A 10,642-nucleotide genomic window follows, 5' to 3' on the forward strand; every position below is an offset into this window, starting at 1 on the left:
AGCTTTACATTTAGTGGGAGCATAGCTCAGCTGGGAGAGCATCTGCCTTACAAGCAGGGGGTCACAGGTTCGAGCCCTGTTGCTCCCACCAAATTTGGTCCGGTAGTTCAGTTGGTTAGAATGCCAGCCTGTCACGCTGGAGGTCGAGGGTTCGAGCCCCTTCCGGATCGCCATTTTATTTGCTGGTGTAGCTCAATTGGCAGAGCAACTGACTTGTAATCAGTAGGTTGCGGGTTCAAGTCCCATCACCAGCTCCATACGGAGGAATTCCCGAGCGGCCAAAGGGGGCAGACTGTAAATCTGTTGTCACCGACTTCGCTGGTTCGAATCCAGCTTCCTCCACCAATTTAATGCGGGTGTAGCTCAGTGGTAGAGCCCCGGCCTTCCAAGCCGGTTGCGAGGGTTCGATCCCCTTCACCCGCTCCATTTACAAGATGCGCTTGTAGCTCAGTAGGATAGAGCAACGGCCTTCTAAGCCGTGTGTCCGGGGTTCGAATCCCTGCAGGCGCGCCACTTTAGGTGTTGGGGATTCGCCAAGTCGGTAAGGCACAGGACTTTGACTCCTGCATGCGCTGGTTCGAGTCCAGCATCCCCAGCCAACTAACAGGACCCATTAGCTCAGTCGGTAGAGCATCTGACTTTTAATCAGGGTGTCCCGCGTTCGAGTCGCGGATGGGTCACCAGCTTTATTTAATTCAACATAGCAATTACGGAGGGGTACCGAAGCGGTCATAACGGGGCGGTCTTGAAAACCGTTAGGGTGCAAGCCCACGTGGGTTCGAATCCCACCCCCTCCGCCATAGCAAGCCCAGATAGCTCAGTCGGTAGAGCAGGGGACTGAAAATCCCCGTGTCGGTGGTTCGATTCCGCCTCTGGGCACCATTTAGAAATCAAGCAAAGCAATCTTGGCGGCATAGCTCAGCTGGCTAGAGCGTTCGGTTCATACCCGAAAGGTCACAAGTTCGATCCTTGTTGCCGCTACCAAGATGGGCCTTTAGCTCAGTTGGTTAGAGCGCCCGGCTCATAACCGGTAGGTCCGGGGTTCGAGTCCCTGAAGGCCCACCATCTTATTTTCAGCTTGCTTGATTCAAATTCGAGGTGTAGCGCAGTTTGGTAGCGCACGTGGTTTGGGACCATGGGGCCGGGGGTTCGAGTCCCTCCACCTCGACCAACAAAATTATGGTGGGTATAGCTCAGGTGGTTAGAGCGCCAGATTGTGGCTCTGGAGGCCATGGGTTCGAGTCCCATTATCCACCCCAAATTTTCACGACCCATTAGCTCAGTCGGTAGAGCATCTGACTTTTAATCAGGGTGTCCCGCGTTCGAGTCGCGGATGGGTCACCAATTGATGAGGCGGCATAGCCAAGTGGTAAGGCAGAGGACTGCAACTCCTTCACCTCCAGTTCGAATCTGGATGCCGCCTCCAATTAACAACTTAATGTGCGGGTGTGGCGGAATTGGCAGACGCGCTAGACTTAGGATCTAGTGTCCAGTACGTGGGGGTTCAAGTCCCTCCACCCGCACCATTTTTTATTTTTCAGGTTTTTGCGCTCATAGCTCAACTGGATAGAGTGTCTGACTACGAATCAGAAGGTTCGGGGTTCGAGTCCCTGTGGGCGCACCATTAGCAAGGCTTTCAAAGGATACTAATCTTTTGGAGGCTTTTTTATTTACCCTGGGATATGAAAGGAATAGCTATGTGCTACGTATATATTTTGTTATGCAGCGACGGAAGTCTTTACACAGGCTGGACAAATGACATCGAAAGAAGATTCAGGACGCACAGCGAAGGCAAGGCGTCAAAGTATACCAGAGCCAGACTTCCGGTGAAGCTGGTCTATTTAGAGGAAACAGAAAATAAGATAGACGCTCAAAAACGCGAATGGGCGATAAAGAAATTCAGCAGGAAACAAAAGCTGGAACTTATAGAGAGTAAAAGCAGCAAAACAGATTTAAACAGCACGAGTCTAATCAAGTAATAACCTCAAGATGTGTGCTTAGCGAATTTAATATGAACGGAACGCGCAGTGGAGTAATTTTCTATCGGGCGCGTTTTTTTATTTTAAAAATGCTTTTAAAAAAATGTATAAGGGTATATTTTTATTAATACCACGTTTTTCTAGTAAGAGTAGGCGTGGATAATACACAATAAGGGGAATAATCTAAAAGAAAAGGGGGAATTTGTATGGATTCGTTTGCTATCAGCCAATTTATTTCTCTGTATTTAACAAAGATAATAGGGGCAATAGCGATACTTGTCATAGGTCTTTTGCTTGCTAAGTATATAGCATCAGGCATTGGCAAATTGATTGAAAAGAACCCGAAAATAAACGGATGGGTGAACAAGTTTTTCGGAGAAACTGAAAGAGAAATAAAATTCGGCAGGATTGTAGTAAAGACAATATACTATATTCTAATGATTTTCGTAATAACGGCCGTATTTGAGGCGCTGGGCTTCACTATTTTGACGGAGCCCCTCAACAAGTTCCTGGGGAACATATCCAGTTTCATACCCCAGATAATAGGAGCTGTAATGCTGCTGGCAGTAGCTTGGATTCTTGCCAGGATAGTGAAGTTTTTTGTTATAAAGGGACTAATGCTAGTCAAGTTTGATGAAAAAATGGCAGTTGAGGAGGGAAGAGCACCGCTGTCTCAGGCGATAGCTGAAATTGCCTACTGGTTTGTTTTCCTGATATTCCTTCCTGGAATCTTAAGTGCACTTTCGCTTGGCGGCATACTCCAGCCTGTGCAGAACATGCTCAATAAGATTCTATCTGTGCTTCCAAACCTTATAGGCGCAGGTCTGGTAATCGCTATAGGCTGGTTCATAGCCGGAAAAATCAGGGAAGCGGCAGCGCAGATATTAAGATCTGTAGGAATAGACAGGATAGGCAAGGAGGAAGTCGAGGAGAAGAATAGGCTCTCAGAGATAATAGCGAACATAGTGTATGTGCTCATACTAATACCTGTGCTTGTAGCAGGACTTGACATGATAGGCCTTTCGGCTGTAACCAGGCCAGCCACAAACATGCTTGACAGAGTGCTTGGATTCATTCCAAACCTCTTCTCTGCATTTGTAATAATATATGTGGCCTATTTTATAGGCCGCCTTCTTGGAGACCTTGTCTCAAGAGTTCTTGGCAAGATGGGTATAGAAAAGCTGCTTGCAGACATGGGGCTTATAACGCCTGAAGGCGCCAAGACTACAATCTCCGTAATGGCAGGGAATTTTGTAAAGATAGCAATAGTATTCTTTGCAGCGCTTGAAGCCGCAAATATACTCGGACTAGATATGCTTGCAGGGCTTGTTGATCAGTTTATAGTGCTGGTTGGCCACATAATACTCGGTCTTGTTATTATAGGCGTAGGTCTTTATATAGCACAGTTGGTAGCTGCTGTTATCAGCAGTAAAAAGTCTGCATCATCTGACATGCTTTCGACGATAGCCAGGATATCAATAATAGTCCTTGCAATAGCAATGGGACTCAGACAGATGGGAATAGCCAACGAGATTATAAATATGGCATTTGGATTTACGATAGGAGCAGTGGCAGTGGCTGCAGCCATAGCATTTGGAATAGGCGGAAAGGAAATGGCAGCAAAGGCACTTGCCAAGCTTGAGAAGAAATCAGAAGAATAGAATGAAATAAATATAGCAACTAAAAAAGACATCTCCACAATCCAAAGTGAGATGTCTTTTTTAGTTTGAAATATCAATGTTAATGTCTAGGTCAATGTCTGATTCCATAATGCACCATCCCTTTTATTTATTAGAATTCAAAGCTTCCGCATCCAAAGTAATTGCAGTTGCTCTGAGAAACCTCATGTCTGAATTCAGAATTATTGCCTGATTCGTTTTCAAGAGAGCTATAATCTACAGCAGGTGAGTATACATCGTATGAATTTTCGTTTGAATATTTTTTTGAGTTTTCCATAATAATATTCCTCCTAAATTTTAATAAACAGATTATAAATTGGGTGAGCTTGCTAAAGCCAGATACTAATAAAGCTCGAAGTTGCCACAGCCAAAGAAGTTAACGGGTGCATTTACAACATCATTTCTAAGTTCATCCTCGAATGATTTGCCAGTAGAAAAAAGTGAGCTGAAATCCATGCTGTAAGAAGCAGGCTCGAAACATCTTTCGTCTGAGTACATATCGAATTTCTTTTCCATAATAATATTCCTCCCCAGTAATTAAATATGATTGACATTGTGTATACACAGAATATTCTGATAATTCAGAGATAAAAAAAAGCGCTCGACTCTATGAACGTATATAGACCATCCATAGGGACGAAAGCTTATGCTTCGCGGTACCACCCTACTTTGCGGATTAGAAATCCGCCTTGTCGTTCAGGTCAAATTAACCCTAGCCATATAACGCTGGCGTACGTCCAAATCTACTAAATTTCGAGATGGAAGCTCAGGAGTGATTATTGTATGCCGCACGACGCTAATTTCCACCAACCATTAGCTCTCTATAGTCTTGCCGAGGCACCTTTGTCTCCGTCATAACTTTTCTGAATATTCTGCACATTTATCTTACAATTGTTATTATAAAGGGGTATTAAAATAATGTCAACATGTTTCTTGAAAATAATTTAGAATTTTCTGAAAAAATATAAACGCCAGAAAATCAATAGTCTGAGAGCTTTGGAAGAAACGATTTCCGAAAAAGGCCAGCTGAAATTAATCAGAAAATTCATTTTTTTTCGAAAAAAGTATGGACAACTCCTGCAAAGGCTGATAGAATACTTTACAACAACTCAATTCCATAAAGATGCAACGAAGGAGAGCGCATTTTACAGGTAAGCTAAAGAGAGTCGGCGGTTGGTGCAAGCCGATGCTTCAGAGAAAATGCTACTAGCTCCAGAGCACCGCTTTTGAAATAGCAGTAGGAAGCGGCGGAGGGTACCGTTAGAGACCTGGACATAGAGAATGTCCATTGAAGAGAGGCCTTCACAGGCAATTAGGGTGGTACCGCGAGCATATTCGTCCCTGAACATTGAGTTCTGGGGCGTTTTTTATTACTCAAACATTATGCATTCAATGTGCTGAATACAAAAGACATAAGGGGGATAACAATGGCAAAGCAAATAAAGATATTCGATACGACACTTAGGGACGGGGAGCAGTCACCAGGCTGCAGCATGAATCTTAGCGAGAAGATACAAATGGCAAAGCAAATAGAAAAGATGAAGGTGGATGTAATAGAGGCGGGATTCGCAATAGCGTCAAAGGGTGACTTCGAGTCTGTAAGCGAGATAGCAAGAAACATAAAGGAATCCAGGGTGGCAAGCCTTTCGAGGGCACTAAAAAAAGATATCGACTGTGCATGGGATGCTGTAAAGCATGCAAGGCTTCCAAGAATACACACTTTCATAGCAACATCCGACATACACATGAAATACAAGCTTAAGATGAAGCCCGAGGATGTAATGGCCCAGGCTGTTGAAATGGTAAAATACGCAAAGGCCTACTGCGAGGACATAGAATTTTCTGCAGAGGACGCAACCAGAAGTGACGCGGAATTCCTGTACAGGATAATAACTAAGGTAATCGATGCCGGCGCCACGGTAGTAAACATACCGGATACCGTGGGCTACACAACACCGGATGAATACTTCAAGCTTATAACAGGCATAAGGGAAAACGTGCCGAACATACACAAGGTAGACATATCTGTTCACTGCCACAACGATCTTGGCATGGCGGTTGCAAACACTCTTGCGGCGGCCAGGGCGGGAGCTACACAGCTTGAGTGCACTATAAACGGAATAGGCGAGAGAGCTGGAAACGCCGCACTCGAGGAAGTGGTTATGGCGCTCAACACAAGAAAAGATATATATGGCGCCGAGTGCAAGGTAGACACCACTCAGATAATGAGATCCAGCAGCCTACTTACATCTATTACAGGCGTAAAGGTCCAGCCTAACAAGGCTATAGTCGGAGCAAATGCATTTGCGCACGAATCGGGCATACATCAGCATGGAATGCTTCAGGAAAAAAGCACATATGAGATAATGACTCCGGAATCTATAGGTTTAAACAAGAACAAGATGGTGCTTGGAAAGCACTCAGGAAGGCATGCCTTCGAGGACAAGCTAAAGGATATGGGCTACGAGCTTACTAAGGAAGAGCTTGAAAAGGCTTTCGAAAAATTCAAAGCCCTTGCCGACAAGAAAAAGACCATATTCGACAAGGACATAGAAGCCATAATAGCAGAGGACTTCGCAACGGAAGTCAGCGAGGCATACCAGCTTGAGAGCTTTATAATAAACAGCGGAAACGCCATAACTTCTACCGCCACAATTGCTCTAAGGCACAACGGCGAAATCCTGGAAGAGGTGGCTGCGGGAGACGGCCCGGTTGACGCATCGTTTAACGCTATAGAAAAGATAATAGGAAAGAAGCTCAACCTCCATGATTATACAATACATTCGGTCACAAGCGGCAAGGACGCTCAGGGAGAGGCCGGCGTGAAGCTTTCACACAAGGAGCGAGTCTACAAGGGCAAGGGACTAAGCACAGACATACTTGAAGCCAGCATAAGGGCTTATATAAACTGCGTAAACAAGATGGAGTACGACAATGCGCTGGGCGACAGCGAGACAGCGTAGAAATAGAAAGAAGCGGCAAATAAAAAGGGAAATATGTACGATTTAAATACAGAAAATTTGGAATATTCAAGAAAAAGAATGGAGGAAGCATAAATGGGAATGACTATGACACAAAAGATTCTTGCAAAGCATGCGGGCGTGGAGAGTGTAACGCCGGGGCAATTTATAGAGGTAGAGCTTGATATGGTGCTAGGCAACGACATCACAGCACCTGTTGCCATAAAGGAATTCGAGAAGATGGGTGCCACGGATGTGTTCGACAAATCCAAGGTTTCCATAGTTCCGGACCACTTTACACCAAACAAGGACATCAAGACTGCCCAGCAGTGCAAGTTTATAAGAGATTTTTCGATGGCGAAAGGAATTGAAAACTATTTTGAAATAGGCGAAGTGGGCATTGAGCATGCGCTGCTGCCTGAAAAAGGGCTTGTTGTAGCGGGAGACGTAGTCATAGGAGCGGACTCGCATACATGCACCTACGGAGCTCTCGGAGCCTTCTCCACAGGAGTAGGCAGCACTGACATGGCGGCGGGAATGGCAACAGGCAAGGCATGGTTCAAGGTGCCAAGCGCTATAAAATTCAACGTCACAGGCAGCTTTCAAAAGTGGGTGAGCGGCAAGGATGTAATACTCCACATAATAGGAATGATAGGAGTCGACGGAGCGCTCTACAAGTCGATGGAGTTTTCGGGGGAAGGTATTAAGAACCTTTCCATGGACGACCGTTTCACTATAGCTAACATGGCAATAGAGGCGGGAGCCAAGAACGGGATATTCCCGGTGGATGAGCAGACAGTTGAATACATCAGGGAGCACTCAAAAAGAGAATATGTCGCCTATGAGGCTGACGGGGACGCAGAATACGACGAGGTGTACGACATAGACCTTTCGAGCATAAGGCCTACAGTGGCATTCCCTCATCTTCCGGAAAACACAAGGACTATAGACGAGGTTGGGGATATTACAATAGACCAGGTTGTAATAGGCTCGTGTACAAACGGAAGGATAAGCGACCTTAGGGCTGCAGCAGAGGTGCTAAAGGGCAGGAAGGTCAAGAAGGGCGTAAGGGTTATAATATTCCCGGCTACTCAAAGCATATATCTTCAGGCCATGAAGGAAGGCCTTATGGAGATATTCATAAATGCGGGAGCCATAATAAGCCCGCCAACATGCGGTCCATGCCTGGGAGGCCATATGGGAGTGCTTGCGGAGGGCGAGCGCTGCGTGGCCACTACAAACAGGAACTTCGTAGGAAGAATGGGCCATGTTGAGTCCGAGGTATACCTTGCAAGTCCGGCAGTAGCTGCGGCATCAGCAGTTGCAGGTAAGATAGCAGGTCCTGAGGATTTGGAATAGAAAATGAGATTAATAATATAAATGAAACTCCAAATAAGCTGAGAGCAAATTATTAGGATATAAAGGAGAGATAACGATGAAAAACAAGGAAAATGAAAATAAATTCAACTCTATAGACGACATGGGAGGGGCAGCCTTCGAGAGCAGCGAAGCAAGAGTATCGACAGAAATAATGGCAAAGGACCAGATGCACATGCCTTGCAGCGGCATCAATTTCTTCGGATGCGGAGCAGGGGGGGAGTTTTAATGGGAAAGGCATTCAAGTATGGAGACAATGTGGACACGGACGTTATAATCCCGGCAAGACATCTTAACACCTCAGAACCTTCGGAGCTTGCAAAATTCTGCATGGAGGACATAGATAAGGACTTTGTGAAGAATGTAAAGTCGGGTGATGTCATTGTAGCAGGGGAGAATTTTGGTTGCGGTTCTTCAAGGGAGCACGCACCGATAGCCATAAAGGCGAGCGGCGTATGCTGCGTAATAGCCTCTTCGTTTGCAAGGATTTTCTACAGGAATTCATTCAATATAGGCCTTCCTATATTCGAGTCAAAGGAGGCCTCTAGCGCCATACAAATGGGTGACGAGGTGAGCGTTGACTTTGAAACAGGCGAGATAACTAACATCACAAGGGGCGAAAAGTATAAGGCTCAGCCTCTTCCGGAGTTCATGAGAGCCATAATAGATGCAGACGGACTAATAAACTATATCAAGAAGAATATAAAGTAGGAGGAGCCAATGGAATATAAAATAGCAGTTGCAGCCGGAGACGGGATTGGTCCAGAGATAGTGGAGCAGGCAATAATAGTGCTTGACAGGATAGGCAAAAAGTTCGGACACAAGTTCACGTATGAAAACGTGGCAGTCGGAGGAGCGGCCATAGACAAGTACGGCGACCCGCTTCCTTCAGAGAGCCTTGAAGTATGCAAAAAAAGCGATGCTGTGCTTCTTGGGGCTGTGGGAGGCCCGAAATGGGACTCACTTGAGAGCTCAAAAAGGCCGGAAAAAGGCCTGCTCAGATTAAGACAGTCGCTTGGACTCTACGCAAACATAAGGCCTGCTGTGCTCTACAAGGAGCTAGAAGATGCATGTCCGCTTAAAGAGAGCATCATAAAAGACGGAATAGACATATGCGTGATGAGGGAGCTTATGGGTGGCATATATTTTGGCGAAAGAGGCCAGAGGCAGGGCAAATACGGCGCAGAAGCCTTCGATGTGGAGTGCTACAGCGAATATGAGGTAGAAAGGATTGCAAGATCGGCCTTTGAAATGGCAAGTAAGAGAAGGAAAAAAGTAACGAGCGTAGATAAGGCCAATGTCCTTGAAAGCTCGAGGCTTTGGAGAAGGGTTGTAGAGAGGGTAGCAGCAGAGTTTCCGGACATTGAGCTAGAGCATATGTACGTGGACAATGCTTCAATGCAGCTTATTAAAAACCCTTCAGGCTTTGACGTGCTGCTTACAACAAATATGTTCGGGGATATACTCTCGGATGAGGCGAGCATGATAACGGGTTCGATAGGAATGCTGCCTTCAGCAAGCCTTGGCACGGAAGGAGTTCACATGTATGAGCCTATACACGGCTCGGCTCCGGACATAGCCGGAACTAGAAAGGCAAACCCTATAGCCACAATACTCTCGTGCGCAATGATGCTAAGAGATTCGTTTAATTTGAGCGAAGAGGCTAAGGCGGTAGAAAAGGCTGTGGCAGAAGTATTGGCAAAGGGCCTTAGAACGCCGGACATCATGAGCCAGGGCATGACTCTCGTGGACACAGTCCAAATGGGAGAGGAGATAGCCAAGCTTATTTAGAAGCTGTAGCCTTTGAAGGAGGGATTTAAATGTGCAGGACATATTGCATAATGGCCGAAGACGGAGCGGAATCGCTTCTTAGGATAGTAGGAATGCTCAGAAGAAAGAAATTCGATATCAAAAGCATAAACATGCAGCCATCCGAGGCTAGCTGCGGCTCAAATCTAATAATTTCAATAAATGAAATTGCAGGGTGCAGCGCGGGAGATGCAATAAATCATGTGAAAAAGCTTTTTGGAATAAAAAAAATAACAGAACTCAGGGAGGACAAGTAAAATGGCAAAGATGTACTATGAAAAAGATGCAGATATGAACGTATTAAAGGGCAAGAAGATAGCAGTAATAGGCTACGGCAGCCAGGGCCACGCCCATTCGCTCAACATGAAGGAGAGCGGGCTTGACGTTGTTATAGGACTTCACGCAGGAAGCAAGTCGGCGGAGAAAGCCAAGGCTGCAGGTTTTGAGGTTATGAGCGCAGCAGACGCCGCCAAGGCAAGCGACGTGATAATGATACTTATACCTGACGAGAAGCAAAAGAGCGTGTATGAAAGCGACATAGCGCCGAATCTGAAAGCTGGAAAGGCGCTTGTGTTTGCACACGGCTTCAACATACACTTTGGACAGATAAACCCGCCTGAAGATGTTGACGTATTCATGGTTGCGCCAAAGGGACCAGGACACCTCGTAAGAAGGGTATACACAGAGGGCAAGGGAGTGCCTGCACTTTTTGCGGTGCATAATGACGCTACAGGCAAGGCAAGAGACATGGCAATGGCGTATGCAATGGCCATAGGCTCTGCCAGAGCGGGCGTGCTTGAGACAACATTCAAGGAAGAGACAGAGACAGACCTTTTCG

11 protein-coding genes, 18 tRNA genes and 2 other annotated features are annotated in these 10,642 nt (G+C 45.9%); of the genes, 27 read left to right on the forward strand and 2 right to left on the reverse strand.

All coding sequences use genetic code 11. From position 1 onward, the window contains the following. Positions 1-15: 15 nt before the first annotated feature. The 20 genes from GT589_RS07380 (at position 16) to GT589_RS07475 (ending at position 3,640) form a co-directional block, all read left to right on the forward strand. Positions 16-91 (forward strand) — tRNA-Val (locus GT589_RS07380). Positions 92-96: 5 nt separating this feature from the next. Then, positions 97-173 (forward strand) — tRNA-Asp (locus GT589_RS07385). An 8-nt stretch (positions 174-181) separates the two neighbouring features. Next, positions 182-257, forward strand: a tRNA-Thr gene (locus GT589_RS07390). A gap of 3 nt (positions 258-260) precedes the next feature. Next, positions 261-345 (forward strand) — tRNA-Tyr (locus GT589_RS07395). 7 nt (positions 346-352) lie between these two features. Further along, positions 353-426: transfer RNA gene (locus GT589_RS07400), tRNA-Gly, on the forward strand. A 10-nt stretch (positions 427-436) separates the two neighbouring features. Then, positions 437-513: transfer RNA gene (locus tag GT589_RS07405), tRNA-Arg, on the forward strand. 10 nt (positions 514-523) lie between these two features. After that, positions 524-599: transfer RNA gene (locus tag GT589_RS07410), tRNA-Gln, on the forward strand. Positions 600-607: 8 nt separating this feature from the next. Continuing rightward, positions 608-683, forward strand: a tRNA-Lys gene (locus GT589_RS07415). 28 nt (positions 684-711) lie between these two features. Next, positions 712-800 (forward strand) — tRNA-Ser (locus GT589_RS07420). Between the two features lie 6 nt (positions 801-806). After that, positions 807-882 (forward strand) — tRNA-Phe (locus tag GT589_RS07425). Between the two features lie 25 nt (positions 883-907). After that, a tRNA-Met gene (locus GT589_RS07430) sits at positions 908-984 on the forward strand. Positions 985-988: 4 nt separating this feature from the next. After that, a tRNA-Ile gene (locus tag GT589_RS07435) sits at positions 989-1,065 on the forward strand. 29 nt (positions 1,066-1,094) lie between these two features. Continuing rightward, a tRNA-Pro gene (locus GT589_RS07440) sits at positions 1,095-1,171 on the forward strand. Between the two features lie 11 nt (positions 1,172-1,182). Then, positions 1,183-1,259, forward strand: a tRNA-His gene (locus GT589_RS07445). A 9-nt stretch (positions 1,260-1,268) separates the two neighbouring features. Further along, positions 1,269-1,344, forward strand: a tRNA-Lys gene (locus GT589_RS07450). Positions 1,345-1,352: 8 nt separating this feature from the next. Continuing rightward, positions 1,353-1,426 (forward strand) — tRNA-Cys (locus GT589_RS07455). A 16-nt stretch (positions 1,427-1,442) separates the two neighbouring features. Beyond that, positions 1,443-1,526 (forward strand) — tRNA-Leu (locus GT589_RS07460). A 21-nt stretch (positions 1,527-1,547) separates the two neighbouring features. After that, positions 1,548-1,624: transfer RNA gene (locus GT589_RS07465), tRNA-Arg, on the forward strand. Between the two features lie 58 nt (positions 1,625-1,682). Then, positions 1,683-1,979, forward strand: coding sequence for a GIY-YIG nuclease family protein (locus GT589_RS07470; protein WP_330582885.1), 297 nt, complete (start codon positions 1,683-1,685; stop codon positions 1,977-1,979). Positions 1,980-2,185: 206 nt separating this feature from the next. Then, on the forward strand, positions 2,186-3,640 hold the full coding sequence (locus GT589_RS07475) for a mechanosensitive ion channel (RefSeq protein ID WP_293398052.1): 1,455 nt from the start codon (positions 2,186-2,188) through the stop codon (positions 3,638-3,640). A 130-nt stretch (positions 3,641-3,770) separates the two neighbouring features. Here GT589_RS07475 and GT589_RS07480 read toward each other — a convergent pair whose 3' ends face one another. Together GT589_RS07480 and GT589_RS07485 are read right to left on the reverse strand one after the other, a co-directional pair. Continuing rightward, on the reverse strand, positions 3,771-3,935 hold the full coding sequence (locus tag GT589_RS07480) for a hypothetical protein (protein ID WP_293398053.1): 165 nt from the start codon (positions 3,933-3,935) through the stop codon (positions 3,771-3,773). 65 nt (positions 3,936-4,000) lie between these two features. Beyond that, positions 4,001-4,174, reverse strand: coding sequence for a hypothetical protein (locus tag GT589_RS07485; protein ID WP_293398054.1), 174 nt, complete (start codon positions 4,172-4,174; stop codon positions 4,001-4,003). A gap of 113 nt (positions 4,175-4,287) precedes the next feature. Next, positions 4,288-4,523: a binding site (T-box leader), on the reverse strand. 254 nt (positions 4,524-4,777) lie between these two features. Continuing rightward, positions 4,778-5,004, forward strand: a binding site (T-box leader). An 81-nt stretch (positions 5,005-5,085) separates the two neighbouring features. Between GT589_RS07485 and GT589_RS07490 the strand changes: the two genes are divergently transcribed. The 7 genes from GT589_RS07490 to ilvC form a co-directional block, all read left to right on the forward strand. After that, positions 5,086-6,621: a 2-isopropylmalate synthase gene (locus tag GT589_RS07490; protein WP_293398055.1), complete on the forward strand. Its 1,536-nt coding sequence runs from the start codon at positions 5,086-5,088 to the stop codon at positions 6,619-6,621. 93 nt (positions 6,622-6,714) lie between these two features. After that, positions 6,715-7,977 (forward strand): 3-isopropylmalate dehydratase large subunit, encoded by a 1,263-nt coding sequence (gene leuC, locus GT589_RS07495; RefSeq protein ID WP_293398056.1) that lies wholly within the window; start codon positions 6,715-6,717, stop codon positions 7,975-7,977. Positions 7,978-8,053: 76 nt separating this feature from the next. Continuing rightward, positions 8,054-8,224, forward strand: a complete 171-nt coding sequence (locus GT589_RS07500; RefSeq protein WP_293398057.1) for a hypothetical protein — start codon at positions 8,054-8,056, stop codon at positions 8,222-8,224. Further along, entirely contained in the window at positions 8,224-8,706 is a 483-nt protein-coding gene (gene leuD, locus GT589_RS07505; RefSeq protein WP_293398058.1) for a 3-isopropylmalate dehydratase small subunit, read from the forward strand. Before GT589_RS07500 ends, leuD begins: the two co-directional genes overlap by 1 nt. A 9-nt stretch (positions 8,707-8,715) precedes the next feature. Further along, positions 8,716-9,786, forward strand: a complete 1,071-nt coding sequence (gene leuB / locus GT589_RS07510; RefSeq protein ID WP_293398059.1) for a 3-isopropylmalate dehydrogenase — start codon at positions 8,716-8,718, stop codon at positions 9,784-9,786. Between the two features lie 29 nt (positions 9,787-9,815). Beyond that, positions 9,816-10,061 carry an ACT domain-containing protein gene (locus GT589_RS07515; protein WP_293398060.1) on the forward strand — a complete coding sequence of 82 codons (246 nt, stop codon included), beginning with the start codon at positions 9,816-9,818 and terminating at the stop codon, positions 10,059-10,061. A 1-nt stretch (position 10,062) separates the two neighbouring features. Next, the coding region (gene ilvC / locus GT589_RS07520) for a ketol-acid reductoisomerase (RefSeq protein ID WP_293396614.1) at positions 10,063-10,642 on the forward strand (580 nt) is incomplete at its 3' end.

It is taken from the genome of Peptoclostridium sp., assembly GCF_009881055.1.
In the GTDB taxonomy this organism is placed as follows: Bacteria; Bacillota; Clostridia; order Peptostreptococcales; family Peptostreptococcaceae; genus Peptoclostridium_A.